This window comes from Desulfopila sp. IMCC35006 (genome assembly GCF_005116645.1).
GTDB lineage: Bacteria > Desulfobacterota > Desulfobulbia > Desulfobulbales > Desulfocapsaceae > Desulforhopalus_A.
This window is the reverse complement of sequence record NZ_SWCM01000003.1, coordinates 254,865-272,040: the sequence shown is the minus strand read 5'-3', so window position 1 is coordinate 272,040 and position 17,176 is coordinate 254,865. Positions and strand designations below refer to the sequence as shown.

At 50.5% G+C, this 17,176-nt stretch carries 14 protein-coding genes, 2 tRNA genes and 1 pseudogene; 16 read left to right on the top strand and 1 reads right to left on the bottom strand.

Annotated elements, in window-relative coordinates:
- The first annotated feature begins 25 nt into the window (after positions 1-25).
- The 16 genes and pseudogenes from tpiA to FCL47_RS07365 all read left to right on the top strand — a co-directional run bounded on the left by tpiA (position 26) and on the right by FCL47_RS07365 (position 16,100).
- Positions 26-784 carry a triose-phosphate isomerase gene (tpiA, locus tag FCL47_RS07440; RefSeq protein ID WP_136812852.1) on the top strand — a complete coding sequence of 253 codons (759 nt, stop codon included), beginning with the start codon at positions 26-28 and terminating at the stop codon, positions 782-784.
- 19 nt (positions 785-803) lie between these two features.
- On the top strand, positions 804-1,190 hold the full coding sequence (gene secG, locus FCL47_RS07435) for a preprotein translocase subunit SecG (RefSeq protein WP_136812851.1): 387 nt from the start codon (positions 804-806) through the stop codon (positions 1,188-1,190).
- A gap of 6 nt (positions 1,191-1,196) precedes the next feature.
- Positions 1,197-1,281 (top strand) — tRNA-Leu (locus FCL47_RS07430).
- Positions 1,282-1,448: 167 nt separating this feature from the next.
- A tRNA-Met gene (locus FCL47_RS07425) sits at positions 1,449-1,525 on the top strand.
- A 234-nt stretch (positions 1,526-1,759) separates the two neighbouring features.
- Positions 1,760-4,441 carry a DEAD/DEAH box helicase gene (locus FCL47_RS07420; protein WP_136812850.1) on the top strand — a complete coding sequence of 894 codons (2,682 nt, stop codon included), beginning with the start codon at positions 1,760-1,762 and terminating at the stop codon, positions 4,439-4,441.
- An 11-nt stretch (positions 4,442-4,452) separates the two neighbouring features.
- A complete protein-coding gene (locus FCL47_RS07415) occupies positions 4,453-5,466 on the top strand; it encodes a hypothetical protein (protein WP_136812849.1) in 1,014 nt (337 codons plus the stop codon).
- 357 nt (positions 5,467-5,823) lie between these two features.
- Positions 5,824-6,048 (top strand): HNH endonuclease, encoded by a 225-nt coding sequence (locus FCL47_RS25590; RefSeq protein ID WP_205747245.1) that lies wholly within the window; start codon positions 5,824-5,826, stop codon positions 6,046-6,048.
- A gap of 316 nt (positions 6,049-6,364) precedes the next feature.
- A pseudogene (locus tag FCL47_RS07405) lies at positions 6,365-6,884 on the top strand (AAA family ATPase); the annotation flags it as partial.
- Positions 6,885-7,100: 216 nt separating this feature from the next.
- Positions 7,101-7,640: a hypothetical protein gene (locus FCL47_RS07400; RefSeq protein WP_136812848.1), complete on the top strand. Its 540-nt coding sequence runs from the start codon at positions 7,101-7,103 to the stop codon at positions 7,638-7,640.
- A gap of 660 nt (positions 7,641-8,300) precedes the next feature.
- Positions 8,301-9,449, top strand: a complete 1,149-nt coding sequence (locus FCL47_RS07395) for an ABC transporter ATP-binding protein (protein WP_136812847.1) — start codon at positions 8,301-8,303, stop codon at positions 9,447-9,449.
- Positions 9,446-10,114 (top strand): ABC transporter permease, encoded by a 669-nt coding sequence (locus FCL47_RS07390; protein ID WP_136812846.1) that lies wholly within the window; start codon positions 9,446-9,448, stop codon positions 10,112-10,114. The genes FCL47_RS07395 and FCL47_RS07390 overlap by 4 nt, the downstream gene beginning before the upstream one ends.
- Positions 10,111-10,842, top strand: coding sequence for an ABC transporter permease (locus FCL47_RS07385; RefSeq protein ID WP_136812845.1), 732 nt, complete (start codon positions 10,111-10,113; stop codon positions 10,840-10,842). The genes FCL47_RS07390 and FCL47_RS07385 overlap by 4 nt, the downstream gene beginning before the upstream one ends.
- A gap of 146 nt (positions 10,843-10,988) precedes the next feature.
- Positions 10,989-11,900, top strand: a complete 912-nt coding sequence (locus FCL47_RS07380; RefSeq protein WP_136812844.1) for a glycine betaine ABC transporter substrate-binding protein — start codon at positions 10,989-10,991, stop codon at positions 11,898-11,900.
- Between the two features lie 349 nt (positions 11,901-12,249).
- Positions 12,250-13,386 carry an alcohol dehydrogenase family protein gene (locus tag FCL47_RS07375; RefSeq protein ID WP_136812843.1) on the top strand — a complete coding sequence of 379 codons (1,137 nt, stop codon included), beginning with the start codon at positions 12,250-12,252 and terminating at the stop codon, positions 13,384-13,386.
- An 833-nt stretch (positions 13,387-14,219) separates the two neighbouring features.
- Positions 14,220-15,467, top strand: coding sequence for an aminotransferase class I/II-fold pyridoxal phosphate-dependent enzyme (locus FCL47_RS07370; RefSeq protein ID WP_136812842.1), 1,248 nt, complete (start codon positions 14,220-14,222; stop codon positions 15,465-15,467).
- A gap of 132 nt (positions 15,468-15,599) precedes the next feature.
- Positions 15,600-16,100 (top strand): rubrerythrin family protein, encoded by a 501-nt coding sequence (locus FCL47_RS07365; protein ID WP_136812841.1) that lies wholly within the window; start codon positions 15,600-15,602, stop codon positions 16,098-16,100.
- Between the two features lie 63 nt (positions 16,101-16,163).
- Here the strand turns inward: FCL47_RS07365 and FCL47_RS07360 are convergent, their stop codons facing one another.
- Positions 16,164-17,153 carry a hypothetical protein gene (locus FCL47_RS07360; RefSeq protein ID WP_136812840.1) on the bottom strand — a complete coding sequence of 330 codons (990 nt, stop codon included), beginning with the start codon at positions 17,151-17,153 and terminating at the stop codon, positions 16,164-16,166.
- Positions 17,154-17,176 lie beyond the last annotated feature (23 nt).

Here is a 17,176-nt window from a genome sequence, read left to right as displayed (position 1 = left end):
AACTCATAATTATCTGGAGAGACAGATGGGAAAAAGAAAAGCGTTAATAGCCGGTAACTGGAAAATGCATAACACCGTTATCGAGGGCTGCCATTTGGCGGCAGATATCTCGCGGCTGTGTTCTGATCTTACTGACCGGGATGTAATGGTTTTTCCTCCGGCGACCATCTTGAGTGAGGTCTGTCATATCGTAAAAGACGGCCCGATCGTCGTCGGATGCCAGAATGTCTGCTGGGAGGATCGAGGTGCATTTACCGGTGAGATCTCGCCAGTTATGGTGAAAGATGCAGGGGGCAGGGCGGCTCTTGCCGGACACTCTGAGCGCCGCCAGATCTTTGGCGAAACTGATGCTCTGATCAATAAGCGCCTAAAAGGCGGTCTTTTTTTCGGTTTGCAGATGATTCTCTGTATTGGTGAGACCTTGGCTGAAAGAGAGGACGGGCGAACCTTTGCCATTCTGGAAGAGCAATTAAGGAAAGGGTTGGACGGGGTGAGTGCCGCAGATATGGCTCAGGTGGTTATCGCCTATGAGCCGGTTTGGGCAATAGGAACCGGAAAAACGGCCAGTAAAGAGCAGGCGCAGGAGGCCCATGCGTTCATCAGAGGAATACTTGAACAAATTTTTGAGAAAAACATTGCCGAGCAAACGCGGATAGTGTATGGTGGCTCGGTTAAGCCAACCAACGTTGATGAACTTATGGCCCAGGCGGATATAGATGGCGCGTTGGTAGGTGGTGCTGCTCTTGATGCAAAATCATTCGGGCGCATCATTAATTTTAAATAAACTTTAACTCTGTTATTGCATGGATACTTTACTTACAATTGTACACGTTGTTGTCTGCCTCTTTCTGGTTGGCATAGTCTTGCTCCAGCATGGTAAAGGCGCAGATATCGGTGCTACATTTGGTGGGTCAAGCCAGTCCCTCTTTGGCACGGAAGGTCCCTTGCCTCTTCTGAATAAGATAACAACTGCAGCGGCAATCATTTTTATGTTGACTTCCGTGACATTAGCGTATATTTCATCGCAAAGTAGTACCTCTTCCGTGATGAGCGATTTAAATGTCGGTAAGCCTGCAGCGAAAACCGAGGTTGCGCAGCCTTTGGCCAAAGAAGATAAGGTGATGGATAAACCTGCGGAGAAAGAAAAAGCTGCAACCGAGACAACGAAAGAAACGACAAAGAAACAATAAATGAGTGCCGGAGTGGTGGAATTGGTAGACGCGCACGCTTGAGGGGCGTGTGGGGAGACCCGTGTCGGTTCGACTCCGACCTTCGGCACCATCTTTTAGATCCGCAACCCAATAGGTTTGCGGATCTTTTTTTTATTGGCTTGGCGGAATGAGCATATTGGGCCTTGTTCGCGGCAACTGCAGACAATATTAATTGATTTGTTTGAAAAATATTGACAGAGATGAAACAATAAGGTAGTTTTGTGCGCCTTATCCAATGGCGATGTAGCTCAGATGGTTAGAGCATACGGCTCATATCCGTAGTGTCCGGGGTTCAATTCCCTGCATCGCCACCATTACACACTCCAGTATCGTCCGATACTGTTCTAAAAGGCCTGAGAAATCAGGCCTTTTTCTTTTTGCGTTGTCCGGCATAATTCATCGTGATATGATAAAATCCGTAGGCTTTGGCGGACTATCTTGACTTGCTCAAAGAAAATCGCGTGACAGGGAAGATACTCCGAAAGGAGGGAAAGCTTGCAGAATATCAAGCTGGTTCACCTGCCTCGGTTTTGGGGACACGATAAACGATGAAGCAGCACAGAACCGAACTTGTCGCGATATTGATGCCTGATTGTTCCATTCAGCTTGAGTGGTCTTTGCCTCCTGCCGATGGACCCCAACATTCAGGCCAGGTGATGCAGGATGATGTATTTGTTCGTTTCACCCAGGACCCGGATGGATGGTTCTTTTTTCTGGGATTTTGTGCGGAAAATATTCCTCTGTCGCCATCGCTTGCTTTCTGGCGCACATTCTCCGCTCTGTTCATCAGGAAACTCAAACTCACTCCGAATCTTGAGGAACTGCGCGCCAAGGTAGTTATCCCCTTTACTGATGAAGAACGCGGACGACTGCTTGAGTCCGCACCGCTGATGACCGGCGGAGAATACCTCACTGCGGAAACGCTCGCGATCTTGTGGGCAGGACTGCACGTGACCTTTTGCCGAAAAATGGATGCTTATGCGGGAACGGTCGCTGATTTCCTCAGAGAGTACAGCCCGGATGTCCATCTTGCTGGCCGCATTTACTTTCACCTCGTCGAAAACAAGGATCATGAATCTCCGTTTGCTTTTCTCGCCACCTATTCAACCCGCTTGAATGAAGCAGGTGAGTCCAGACATCTGCCTCTGAAATACGCTCTGGAGGAGTACAAAGACGACAACGAAAAACTACTCAGGCTATTGGTCACCGTTGATGAAGCAGCCCGGAGAAGTGCATTGGTGGCAAACCTGCGCGACAACGGCGAGTTGTTTTACCCGTTAGCCTGGTCGTCCAGAGAGGCGTATGTCTTTCTGCAGGAGATCCCGATCTACGAAGAGGCGGGTATTCTCTGCCGTATCCCCAACTGGTGGAAGAAAAAGACAGGCGCCGTCACTATGCAGGTCAGCATCGGCGAAAAGCCGCCATCCACGGTCGGCATGGATGCTCTACTCGACTTCTCCCCCCGGCTGATGATCGGGGACACGGAAATCTCGGAAGACGAGGTCCGTCGGCTGCTGCGTGAATCGGAGGGGCTGGCCTTTCTGAAAAACAAATGGGTGGCCGTCGATCCGGAAAAACTGCGGCAGACTCTGGAGGCCTTTGAAAAAGCCTCGAAGTTGCATGCCGAAGAGGGAATTACTCTTCTCGATGCGTTGCGACTTTCAGCGAATTCCCAGAAGTTACTTGGCGATGCGGCTGCCGATATAGCCGGGGTCTCCCATGGTGAGTGGCTGCGCACCGTATTCGGGCAACTGCAGCGACCCGAGTCCATCGCCAGGGTCAAAACCAGCCGGGCCTTTGCTGCCAGGCTGCGGCATTATCAGCAGGATGGTCTCAACTGGCTTTGTTCTCTGCACAGAATGAGGCTCGGCGCCTGTCTTGCCGATGACATGGGCCTTGGCAAGACCGTGCAGATACTGGCCTTTCTCGACGTTCTTAAAACCGAGGCCGGAAAAGCCCAAAAGAAGGCGGCTTCGCTTCTGGTCATTCCCGCCTCTCTGCTTGCCAACTGGTCCGCGGAAATTCAAAATTTTGCCCCCAGGCTCTCCTTTTTTATCGCCCATCCAGGTTTTCATAAGCCGAAAACGGTTCCGATGCTCCCGAAAGAAAAGATTGACGGTCTGGATCTGGTCATCACCACCTACGCTTTGGCCCAGAGGTATGAATGGCTTCATGATTATACCTGGAGCTATGTCATCCTTGATGAGGCCCAGGCCATCAAAAATCCCGGCACCAAGCAGACTAAGGCGGTAAAAAGTCTTGTCGCCGCTAACCGGATCATTATGACCGGTACCCCGGTGGAAAACCGATTGTCCGACCTCTGGAGCCTGTTTGACTTTATCAACCCCGGCCTGCTTGGCAATGCAAAAGAGTTTGGAGAATTCACGAAACGGCTCGGAAGGCATCCAGATGGTTACGCTGGGTTGCGCCGGGTGGTCAGTCCTTTTATTCTCCGCCGTTTGAAGACCGACAAGTCGATCATCTCCGACCTGCCGGACAAGGTGGAAATGAAAACCTGGGCTGCCATGAGCAAAAAGCAGGTCGTCCTCTACGGTGAGGTGGTTGCCAGCATCCGGGAGGCTTTGGAACATACGGAAGGCATCCAGCGAAAAGGGCTTATCCTGTCAGCGCTCATCAAGTTCAAACAGCTCTGCAACCACCCGTCCCAGTATCTGGGGCTGGACAGTTTCAAGGAACAGGAAAGCGGTAAGTTTAAGCGGCTGCGCGAAATCTGTGAAACCATCCATGAAAAGCGGGAACGGGTACTGGTTTTTACCCAGTTCAAGGAGATGACCGGGCCGCTTTCTCGGTTCCTGGCCACCATTTTCAACCGCGAAGGTCTCGTCCTGCATGGCAGTGTGCCGGTCGGCCAACGAAAAGTGCTGGTCGAGAAATTTCAAGGTCGCGAGTATGTGCCTTTTTTTGTATTATCCCTCAAAGCAGGCGGCGTTGGCTTGAATCTTACCGCAGCCAGCCATGTGATCCACTTCGACCGGTGGTGGAACCCGGCGGTGGAGAATCAGGCCACCGACCGGGCCTTCCGCATCGGCCAGAAGAAAAATGTCATGGTCCATAAATTTTTGACCCAGGGTACCATTGAGGAAAAAATTGACCGGATGCTGGTCGAGAAGGCAAAACTTTCGGATGAGGTGGTTGCCGCTTCGGGTGAAAAGTGGCTTACTGAGATGAGTAACGAGGAGTTGTTTGAGTTGTTTACATTGCACATATAAGGAACGACGGCATGAGTTTTTGGGGATATCCAAAATATGTCACGGTTGCCGAGAAAAAGGCCAAGGCGGAGAAAAAACTGAAACAGCTCAAAAAGAAAATGCCGTCCATTGAGCCGGTTAGTATCGAAGGCAGCACACTGGCGCGTACCTGGTGGGGCAAGTCCTGGAACAGGAACCTTGAACGTTATGCCGATTACAGTAACCGCATCGGCCGGGGCAAGAGCTATGTGCGCCATGGCGCCGTATTGGACCTCAAAATAAAGGGTGGCAGGGTGACCGCCCTGGTCCAGGGAACGAGAGCTAAACCCTATGAGGTGGTTGTCAACATTGCGCCGGTGAAAAAGGCCAACTGGGACCAGATCAGGAAACAGTGCCAGGGCGAGCTGCGTTCGTTGACTGACCTTGTCGCCGGCAGATTTCCCAAGGAACTGGGCGAGATCTTTCTGGCCGAAGGCAAGGGATTGTTCCCGACGCCGGGAGAGATCAGCTTTGACTGCTCCTGCCCTGACTGGGCTTCGATGTGCAAACATGTGGCGGCCACTCTTTATGGCGTCGGAGCCCGGCTCGATGAGGACCCGCTGCTGTTTTTCACCCTGCGCCAGGCCGATACAGAAGAGCTGGTGGCGCGGGCCGTCCAGGAAAAAACAGGCGACTTGCTGGTCAGGGCGAGTAAAAAAAGTTCCAGGGTGCTTGGCGATGCTGACCTCTCGGACCTCTTTGGCATTGATATGGATATACAACCGGATTTTGCTTCCACCGCCGAGGCTGCAAAGCCTAAAGGGCCGCGCCGCAAAAAAAAGGATGTACCTGCTTCTCTGACAGCGCAGACGGCGACGATAAAAACAGCCCGCTCCGCCACCGCCTTGATCGAGGAAATCGTCGGCCAGCATCCGAATGGCGTTACCGTGGCCATGCTGGAAGAAGCAACCGGTTTTCCGCGCACCAGAATTTACGCCATTACCAGCAGGCTCAGGCAACAGGGCCGGATCAGCTCTGTGGCCCATGGCGTCTATGGGAGGCCGTGATTCTTTCCGGTAGGTCCTCTTTTCTCCCCTCCCTGGTCGGACAGCTTATAGACGCTGTCTCTGTTTGTTCTGTCCGCTCTACACTCCTCACCATCTATTCTGGTGGATCCTGGCAATAACATTCCTTGACTGATTGTGCCAGCAACTGCTAAAAACGAATACAATCAAGTACATTTTGCAAAAGGAAAACCCAGAAAACCTGACAGCCCCCTGTAGAAATACAGGCCAACGGAAAAGGGGCGACAGTTTGTGAAGAAGACATGAGAAGTGACATTGACAGCAGGATATCGGTTATCGATCTTTTTGCAGGCCCCGGCGGCCCACATCCGGCCTGTCGCTGACAATGGCCCTGATTAAGTGAGAAACGGTCTGGCCCTGTCCGCCACAGTTCATTGGATGTTTGACCGGGGCCTTGTTTCGGTGGACGACGATTTATTCATCCTCATCGCCAAAAACAGGTTGCCAGACATGGTACTGCGAATATTAAATGAAGACCGACGGTTAATTCTACCACAAAGAGCGGATATGTTACCGCATCGCCAGTATCTTTCCTATCACTGGGAGATGGTTTTCAAGGGATAAAGGGTATCTTCTATCATTCATTGAGTGACAGGAAGGGAGGAAAACAAAGCAGAATGCGCTGTGAAATGGAAAGACATGGGAATTCTTGCAACAGCGGCTGCGATACCGGAGAGAATTCCGTCGGAAAAACAATCAATTTACCGGGTGAATCTTCTGAAACGTTTCGAACTTGAAGGATTGAAGTTTAGAGATAATAGATAACCGCAGTAATAACGGTAAATTGTAGTCATAGTCTCCATTGGAAGAATTCATGAACAGATGATTGGTGACAACTTTCGTTCTTCGATAGGCAGGATATGGAATAATAAGGTGAAAGATGAAAATTGAATCGATACGATTGAAATTTTCAAGTCATTCAAGATGCTGAATTTGTCGATTTGCCCGATTTTTGTGTTATCTTTGGCGCAAACGGCACGGGTAAATCAACCATTTTTCAGGTCTTCGGGTTTCTGGGTGATGCGATGACCAGCAATGTCAATGTGGCCTTGGCAAAACTGGGTGGAAGCCGTGGCTTCAGAGAAGTGCGCAGCAGGAATTCCAAAGGGCCGATTGTAATCGAGCTGAAATTCCGTGCTGGGAAAGAGAGTCCGCTCACTACCTATTTCCTCCAGATCAATGAGAAACAGGGGAAGGCGATTGTCGAACGGGAAATTCTTAAATACAGGCGCGACAGCAGCGGTCAACCGTGGCATTGCCTCGACTTCTCAAGAGGTAAGGGGACAGCCGTCACCAATGAACTTGAGACGGTAAAAGATGTAAAAGAGCTGAATCGAGAAGAACAACCCTTGCAAGCACCGGATATTCTGGCCATTAAGGGATTAGCCCAGTTTGAGCAATCCAGTGATGGAACTGAGGAGACTGACCAGCAATTTCTCTGACAAGGTGACTGGTTCTCGAGCTATAGCGCCTTTCTTGAGTGTGGAAACCAATTGCTCGATGAGTTTCAATGTCCTTCTGCCGGAATCAGAAAATTGGCGAAGCTGTAGGCTGGATAGTATGACAAACACAGTCTGGTGAAATAATAAACAGCTCATTTGGATGAGGTAATTATTATGGCAAAATGTACCATCTGTAATTCCCGCAAAGGGAAACGAAAATGTAAAGCGATCGAAACCTTTATCTGCAGTCTGTGTTGCGGTGGGTCCCGTTCAGAGGAAAAATGTGCGGGATGCTCTTTCTTCAAATCAGCAGCTGCAACCCGTAATTATCGGAGTGTGCCGCATTTCACGACCCAGGAAATGGCGGACAATCCCGAGCTGGAGGATATCGCCAATGTGATTGAGTCCACCCTCTGCCGCGTATGGGCGGACGACCCGCACAATGTGAACGACAGGACGGTAGCACGGTTGGTTGAACTGATGATCGACAGGTATCATTTCAACGACGAAGCGCCACAGGTAGACTCGCCTGCGTTGGAAGAAGGTTTTCGTTTGTTTTCACAAAATACCGGTAAGACATTTTCTCAGCTACACTCCGATGAAGTGGTTAAGATATTGGCTGCCGTATACCGATCCATTCAGCGCAGGACAGTCGGCGGCACCAGTTACCTTCAATTCGTCAGTCAATTTACCGGCATCAATCCGGCGTCGTAGGCAAGCTGGGTGGCGAGGTTGTTCCGCTTGGATTGCGCGGCGGCATATTATTTTCTTCAACAGGAAGCCCAGCAAGAAACGGAATGATCATTTTGGGTGGTTTTCAAAATGAGATGCTTCATCGGAGGCTCACTGTCCTCCATGCTTTGCCGCGCGTAAAATTTTTCGTGCCGTCCTGGGACCTGTATTGCACACCGAATTCAGCCTGGCTGATACCTTGTATTGAAAGATCATATATGTTACTACTGGTTACTACTGATAGGTAATATGTGTTCGCCTCGCTTCAATTTTCCCTTTGGGAATGGTCAATTGCTGTCTCTGCCGTAAGAATCTGAAAATCGTGTTTTTTACTTCTTTGTGATCTTGTGAAAAACATTAGACTTGCAATTTCAGTATGTTAGGTAATCCGCTATGCCTTGGGTCCGCCAGCAGGCACCCGGCCAGGACAATATTTTCTCTGTTCGTTCAAGATACTGTCCCTGTATGGAGAAACTAAAACTCACCAATGGTGCTTGATCAGTGAATAACCAGCCCACTCTACCTGAATAAAACCTGGAATGCTCTGTCGCTTATTGATGGTATGAAACCGCAGGACCGCGATAAGAGTATCCCAATACCCTGAAACAGAGATGAGCTGTTCAGAGAATAAAGAGGTTACCAATGATATCGTATGAATCTGTAACAAAAATTTATGGTAAGGGAAACAATACCGTCACTGCCCTTGATAATGTAAGCTTCACCATTCCGAAGGGCGAAGTCGTGGTGTTTCTCGGTCCCTCGGGATGCGGTAAAACGACTACCCTGCGTCTTACCAACAGACTGGAGACACTCACCCGAGGGGTCATAACCATAGAAGATCAGAATATCATGGATATTGACGTCGTCCAGCTCAGGCAGCGCCTGGGATATGTTATTCAGGCCATCGGGCTCTTCCCAAACAAGACCATAGCCGAAAACATCGCTGTCGTTCCCAGACTTTTGCACTGGGATGAGGAGCGTATCAGCAAACGCATTGATGAGCTGCTGCAAATGACCAACCTGGATCCTGATCTGTACAGGGATCGTTACCCCGCTGAGCTCTCTGGTGGTCAGCAACAGCGAGTGGGGGTGGCCAGGGGACTCGCCGCAGACCCCAATATACTTCTCATGGATGAGCCCTTCGGCGCGATAGACCCCATTAACCGAGAAGAGATTCAAGACGAGTTCCTCAAGCTTCAGGCAAAGCTGAAAAAGACGGTGGCCTTTGTCTCGCATGATATACACGAAGCAATAAAGATGGGCGATCGCATTGCCATCTTCGACAAGGGACGCCTGGTACAATATGACACACCTGAGATCATTCTGACTCAGCCCAAAAACAAATTCGTCTCCGACTTTGTTGGTGCCGACAGGGCCCTGAAAGTCCTAGGACTCATGCGGGTAAGTGACATTATCAACCGTAAGCCGAAGAACATCATCCAGGGTGCCGACCGTTGCCAGGAAGCATTACATTTTCTGAACACAAAGGAATCCCGCTACGGCATAGTGATTGAAGACAACAGACCGATTGGCTTCGTTACGCAGAAATCTCTCAAGTATGAAGACGGGCCGGTACGGGACGTGGTAGAACCATATCCCATTTTTCTGAGGGAAAAGACCCCGCTCCGGGATGTTCTCTCTTCTATGCTTATGTATAGTACCCCAACCTTCTGCGTGGTGGACGGAGATAAAAACTTCGCCGGGACGGTCACCTACAATGACATACAGAAAGCGGTAAAAGCAAGTTACGCCGATGAAACAGAAAATGTTGAAATCGAGGTGTCTTCATGAGCACCCTGCGATTCATAATGGATAACTTTAACGAGGTTTTGTATCTCTCCTGGGAGCATGTGTGGATTGTCGGGATAGCACTGCTTATTGCCACACCCATCGGCGTGGTTTTGGGTATCGTTATTACCAGGCACGAGCAGTTTGCATCCAGGGTCCTGAATGGCGCCAACATACTTATGACCATCCCCTCCCTCGCCCTGTTTGGATTGATGCTTCCATTCCTGGCGATATTTGATATGGGCCTGGGAAAGGTTCCTGCTGTTATAGCCCTGGTTCTCTACAGTCAGCTCCCTATTATCCGAAACACCTATACTGCCATAAAGAATGTTCCTTCTTCCCTGGTGGACGCAGGAAGGGGGATGGGCATGAGTAAGTGGAAACTTCTGCGGGAGTTGGAAATTCCACTGGCCACGCCGGTGATCATTGCGGGATTGAGGACGGCCGCGGTCATGAATATCGGCGTTGCGGCTATCGCTACCTATATTGGAGCAGGAGGACTGGGGGTATACATCCAGCAGGGTATTGCCCGGGTATATCCGGAGATGATACTGAGCGGCGCCATCCTTGTTTCTCTGCTGGCCATAATCGTGGACGGTGGGATGGCCCTGTTGGAACGGGTTGCGACACCAGAAGGCATCAGGGTGCAAAGGAAGCTTTCGCGATGAGTAGACTATTGGCAAAATTATACAGGCTTGTCATTGCCGTCATCATACTGATTGCGGGTGTGACGTTTGAACGAACGGGTCTTATGGAATTACTCTCTGATCCATACGAATATCCGGTTATCCTGGAGTTGATCGTCCAGCATATGTACATGGTGAGTTTAAGTATGATCTTCGCCACGATCATTGGAATAACCGCAGGGATTGTGCTTACCAGACCACGATTTCGCAGATACGCCGGGATCTGCATGTATGTTGTCGGGCTGGGACAAACCATCCCCTCCCTTGCCGTTCTGGCGCTGGCCATGAGTTTCCTGGGTATCGGCATGAAGCCGGCGATATTCGCGCTTACCATCTATTCCATACTCCCCATTGCGAGAAATACTCTTGCCGGGATTACCGCAGTCCCCCCGGAACTGATAGATGCCGGCAAAGGCATGGGCATGCCCCCTCTGCGGATTCTCCTGGAGGTGGAGATACCAAATGCCATGCAGGTCATTCTTACGGGGTTCAGGGTAGCCCTGATAATCAATATCGGCACAGCCGCGCTTGCCTATGTCATCGGAGCAGGAGGCCTGGGGGACCTTATATTCACCGGAATAAGTCTCATGCAGACGGACAAGCTGCTGGCCGGTGCCATTCCGGTAACGCTGCTGGCCCTTTTGGCGGATTTTCTCTCTGAACTCCTCGGGCTCGTTCTGATTTCAAAGGGGCTCCGGCTTGCCAAGTAGGAAAGATATAGTTTTGTTGATTTTCGACATAAAAATAAAGATCCAACCAGGGACGCGAACAAAAACAAGACAAAATACCTTTTTGTTCACATCCTCAAAAAATAGAGCTCTCTGGTTTCCGCCAAGAGCCTAAAAGGAGGTATGACATGAAAACGATATGTAAACTTGTTCTTTCGGCACTGCTTATTTTGACACTATTTTTACCAGGAAGTGTCTTTGCCAAGGATAAAAGCCTGATCGTCGGGGGGAAAAATTATACAGAGCAGCTCCTGCTTCCGGAACTTGCCGCTATCCTTCTCGAACAGGCAGGTTTCAAGGTTACACTGAAGACTGGGGTCGGGTCGGTGATCGCCAGAAAATCGCTTGAAAATGGCCAGTTCGACCTCTATTACGAGTATACGGGTACGGCATACACGCTGTATTACAAGCAGAAAGATACCGCAACAATGACCGTTTCCGAGAAGGTTTATGACTGGGTTAAAAAAGCTGATGCGGAAAAAGATCTTATCTGGCTCGATCCTGTCAAGTTCAACAATACCTATACCCTGATGATGGGCAAGGCGGAAGCGGAGAAACTCGGAATCAAGAGTATCTCTGATCTGGGGGGCTACGTCACGAAAAATCCGGACAAGCTTATATTTGCACTGGATTCAGAATTCTGGGAACGCCCTGACGGATTTAAAGGGATCATGAAAATGTATAATTTCAAGCTACCACCGAACCAGGTCAAAAAAATGTCGGTGGGCCTTACCTACCAGGCATTGAAAGAAGGGCTGGTCAATTCAGCAATGGGTTTTGCCACCGATGGCAGAATTGCGGCCTTCGGCTTTGTAAACCTTGAAGACGACAAGTCTTTCTTCCCCGTGTACAATCCCGTACCGGTTGTCAGGAAAGAAATCCTTGAGACATATCCGGAGATCCCAGCCATATTAAAACCTCTTGCGGACAACCTGACCACGGAAGAGATGCAGCAGCTCAACATGGCCGTGGATGTAGACCACAAACCGGTTCACGATGTGGCCATGGAGTGGCTCAGAAGCAAAAAACTGATCCAATAGGATTACCGCGCTGGGCTCCAGAGGGGTGAAGGCTTCTCCTTCCCCTTTCCGGGGTGATTTCAAGAACAGTGAATCATTCTCATATCTATAATTACTCATTTCCGATTGTGATTACCACTAAAGTTCAGCTTAGAAGATATAGAGGGATATGAGGTGCCCTTTGCACGGGACGCCATAAACCCATCCCTGGGGGCTTGACCGCAGCCATCCAGGCTGCGGAATACCCGTGCAAAGGGCATCTCATATCCCTCTATAGCTGAGGGGTAGTGGTAATCACATTTCCGATTAGAGTTTTGCAATCTCTCTGCAATGATCCGAGCGCATCGCAGAAATGAAAGGAAGATTCAGCATGAAATTTACGTGGGATACCGATCCCAAACAAGATCGATTTGATCCGAAAGACTCTGGAAAAGTGATGAAGGCGGTTGTCACCGCCGGCAATGGCGGATACGACAGACTCCAGTGCCGCGTGGTACGTCTGCCGATACTTGAGCCGGGCGAGGTTTTGCTGCAGGTCCTCGCTGCCGGGGTCAACAACACTGAAATTAATACACGCATCGGCTGGTACTCTTCCTCGGTAACATCGGGTACCGAGGATGCCGCAATCACTGAGGGCCGGCAGGCAACAGAAAAAGCTGACGGAGGGTGGAACGAGGCAACACCTTTCCCCTTCATCCAGGGCACGGATTGCTGTGGCCGCATTGTTGCCGTTGCCCCGGGCGGGGATGAAAGTACCATCGGTTCACGCGTACTCGTGCGGGCATGTATGCGAAAGTCAGGTTTTGACTCGATGGACAATATCTGGATGGGGTCTGATTTTGACGGGGCCTTCGCTCAGTTTGTCAAAGCTCCCGCAGGAGAGGTATTCCCCGTGGACTGTGACTGGAGCGATGCCGAGCTTGGAACTGTCCCCTGTGCCTACGGAACCGCAGAAAACATGGTGCATCGCGGCAAGGTGTGTAAGGGGGAGCATGTTTTAGTCGCAGGAGCCTCCGGCGGTGTCGGCTCAGCCGTGGTGCAACTGGTAAAACGACGTGGCGCCACTGTGACAGCGATTGCGGCCAGGGCGAAGATGGAACAAGTGCTGTCCATTGGTGCGGATACGGTAATCGATCGTAACGAGGATGTCGTTGGCCGTCTTGGCGAGAACTCTGTGGATGTCGTTATTGACAACGTTGCGGGGCCAGCCTTCGGAGGCATGCTGCAGGCCCTGAAGCGAGGTGGAAGATACGTTTCTTCCGGGGCGATCGGAGGTCCTTTAGTGACACTCGACATGCGCACCTTCTATCTGAAGGATTTGACGTTGATTGGTTGCACTGCATGGGATGAACCCATTTTCAGCAATCTGATTTCGTACATCGAGCGCGGTGAGGTTCGGCCGCTTGTCGCAAAAATATTCCCGCTCGAACGCATAGCCGAAGCGCAACGCGAGTTTCTCGAGAAGAAACATGTTGGCAATTTCGTTTTGATTCCGCCTGAGCCATGACATGTGTTTGGTGTCCACTCCTTTCAGACCATCTCAACGTTAGGCCGGTGGTTTTGCCTCTATCGGGAAATTTCCCGGAAGAAAATTCCTTTCTGATAATTGGTTAACAGCTTTGGCGGTGAAGAGAAACAGGCTTGAGATTTTCTTTCCTGCCGAGGATGTTTTGAAGAAAAGAGAGGCATCTTGCTGTAATTGAATATATTATTAATTTTTTCATTTTATATTCATCGCTGGGCGGCGACGATTCTGGTCGATCATGCTGGACGAACCCGTCTGCATTGCTTACTTTTTAGGAGTACCAAACAAATTTGCGAAGTATGGACCGCAAAACAGCAAGGACTCTATCGACTAAGGAGCGGATAATGGCCAAGAAGACGAAGAAAAAATGTTGCGGCAAAGCGAAAAAAGACGGTGGCAAGCGTTGCAGTAAGTGTCCGAAAGGATAATAAAATTAAATCACCCTGGTAAAATCAGGTGATGGCTGTAGCAATCCTGAGGGGGCACTGCAGCTTGAAATTGCCCGCAGTTACTGGTTTGGCCGGGGTGTTTTGTTGAGACTCAATGCATGTCTTTTCCATCCAGACTGATGCAGACGCCAATTCTGTTTAAAGGAGAGTCCCTGTTCTCCGCAGGGTAATCTCGTGTTCCCTCCTGATCCCCCATTTGCATATATCTTTCGTCCTCAATTTCGTCAAAATATTGCGCATGGCCACGTTGCAAAAAAAACCTTGTGATTGGCAAGAGAATTCGAAAATGGTACGATAGCCCAATCTGCATTCCAAGAAGCAATGCACCTCTAATGACAGCACAATTCTTATGCCCAAAGGATAATCATGGAAGAAAAATTTAAGATACGCTATGCCGAGCGCATGAACCAGTTGCCGCCCTATCTGTTTGGCATGATCAATAAGATGAAAATGGAAAAGCGCTGGAAGGGTGACGATGTGATTGATCTGGGCATGGGCAACCCCATGGATCCAACGCCCGGACCGGTTACCGACAAACTGTGCGAGGTGGCCATTGACCCGAAAACGCACCGCTATCCGGTGGCCGGCGGCATGAAGAATCTCAAACGGGAGATCGCCCTCTATTATAAACGCAATTACGGGGTTGATTTGACCGGGGAAGACGATGTTATCTGCACCATCGGTTCAAAAGAGGGGATTTCACATCTCTGCCTGGCTTTGCTTGGACCGGGAGATACGGTGCTGACCCCTGCACCGGCTTTTCCTATCCATGTCTACGCCGCAGTGATCGCCGGTGCCAATGTCCTGCGCATCCAGCTCAGTTCGGAAGACACCATGCTGGCACAGATCGTCGGCATGTGCAAATCGCTGTATCCGGGGCCAAAACTTCTGATGCTCAACTATCCCCATAACCCCACCGGGACGCTTGCGTCTAAAGAATTTTTTGTCGAGGTGGTGAAGCTGGCGAAGAAATACAATTTTATGGTTATCAACGACTTCGCCTATGCCAAGATTACCTTTGACGGGGTGGTCGCACCAAGCCTGCTTGAGGTGCCGGGAGCCATGGACGTCGGGGTCGAATTCGGTTCGTTTTCCAAATCCTATAACATGGCGGGCTGGCGTCTGGGCTATTGTGTCGGCAACACCGAGATGATCGGCGGGTTGGCCAAGATCAAAGGCTACTATGACTACGGGATTTTTTCGGCCATCCAGGTGGCAGGAATCGTTGCCATGCGGGATTGCGACGATCAGATTACGGAGCAGGTGGCCGTCTATCAAAAGCGTCGGGATTTCCTCTGTGATGGTTTGAGAAAAATGGGCTGGGAAGTCGAATCCCCGAAAGCGGGGATGTTTCTCTGGGTAAAAATTCCCGAACCATACGTCCGGATGGGCTCCATAAAATTTTCCATTGAGATGATGAACCGGGCTAATGTCGCCCTGGCGCCCGGTGCAGGATTCGGCATTGAAGGGGATGAGTATCTGCGTCTGGCACTGGTGGAAAACGAGAATCGAGTCAATCAGGCCCTCAAGCAGATGCGGCGGGCACTGAAGGAGATTGACGATGAAGTTGCCGCCGGCACATTTCACCTGAGCAAAGAAGACGCGCTTAAATAGTCTGTTTCAAGTGCTTCCACCCCTCAGGGGGCACCGAGAAGATTCCGGCTTTTCTCCCTTCTACGGAGGGGAGAACAAAACAAGTTTATTTACAATTTGTAGTGTTTATTCAAAAATTTAAAGGAGAATTAAATGGCGACAACAACCGAAAATTTAAAGGATGCCTTTGCCGGCGAGAGCCAGGCCAACCAGAAATACCGAGCTTTTGCGAAAAAGGCTGAAAAAGAGGGCTTTAAAAATATCGCCAAGCTCTTTCGGACCACCGCTGAGGCGGAGCGTATCCATGCGGAAGGGCACCTCAAGGCACTGGAGATGATCGCTTCTACGGCGGAAAACCTGCAGGCGGCAATCGATGGTGAGACCTATGAGTTTACCGAGATGTACCCGCCGATGGTTGAGCTGGCCCAGGCCGACGGTCATAAGGCCAAAACCATGTTTAAGTTTGCCGTCGATGCCGAGGAAGTCCATGCCCTCATTTATAAAAAAGCCCTGGCTGCAGTGAAAGCCGGAGTGGACATGGATGTGACAGATTTTTATCTCTGTCCGGTGTGCGGTTATATCGAGCTCGGCAGCGCACCTGAGAAGTGTCCGGTTTGCGGGGCCTTGAAAAAAATCTTTGTTCAGATCGATTAACACCCAGCACCTGCTGTAACCGCAGAGCCGTCTTGCCCATGCGGTTACAGCAGTATCCAGATCTTATCTCCTGTTCTTCAGACTGCTTCTCGCCATTTGTGACAATTCTGCAGTCATTGCCAGGACTTTCTTCGCCAGTTCCGGGGTCAGCGAACCCGTGCCACAGGAAGGCGCGATAAGGGTCTGGCGCATCAGCTGTTCCTCACTGAAACCGAAAGTTGCAAGAAACGCTACCTGTTCCTGCCACTTGCTGAACAGGGAATCGACTGACTCCTCGGCCACGACCAGCGGGTCCCCTGTCGGGACAATACCCCAGGCCAGGATGCCGCCACGGCTGAGGAAACTGATCAGCTGCTCCTTGTAAAGAACAAAATTGGCAAAATAAAAATAGGCGTCAAAGCTGATAATGTCGGCGGTTGACGAAAGGGCCGGACCCCAGTCGCCATTGGCGCAGATATGTACGCCGGCAAGACCGCCAGCCTTTTTTATGACACCAATTACCTCCGCCACTGCATCGGATACCATTTCCCGCGAGATGCCGCCAAAGCCGCTCGAGCCAAAGCTGACCAGGCCAGGCTCGTCGATAAAGATAACTGGCGGTATATCACCGGTGCATTTCTGCAATTCGGCCACCTGCCACCATGCTTTCATCGACAGCAGTTTGATGAGTATGTCCCGGAGGTTGTCGTCATAAAATATCGAGTTGCCATGCTGGTCCTTGACGCCGATTCCGGTCGTGACCGGACCGGTGACCTGTCCTTTGGCGGTCAGGCAGCCGGGGTCTTCTTCTACCCGCATATAGTCTTCATAAAAAGCAGCCATCTCCTGTTCGAAAGCAGGCGTGTCGGTATCGATCCAGTACCGGTTGCCGTCGTCGACAAGGCCTGGAAAACCGGTTAGAAACTGGCGGATCATTCCTTCGCGCGGATTTTTGGGCAACTGCGGCCAGAGCGGAATTTCAGGTGTGTGGGCGAGGATGAGCTGCATTGCCTCTTGATGGTCTGCAAGAGGCAGGCTTCCGATTAAAATGGGCAGGCAATTGGCATGAAACATATTGATGGACAACTCCTTTGACG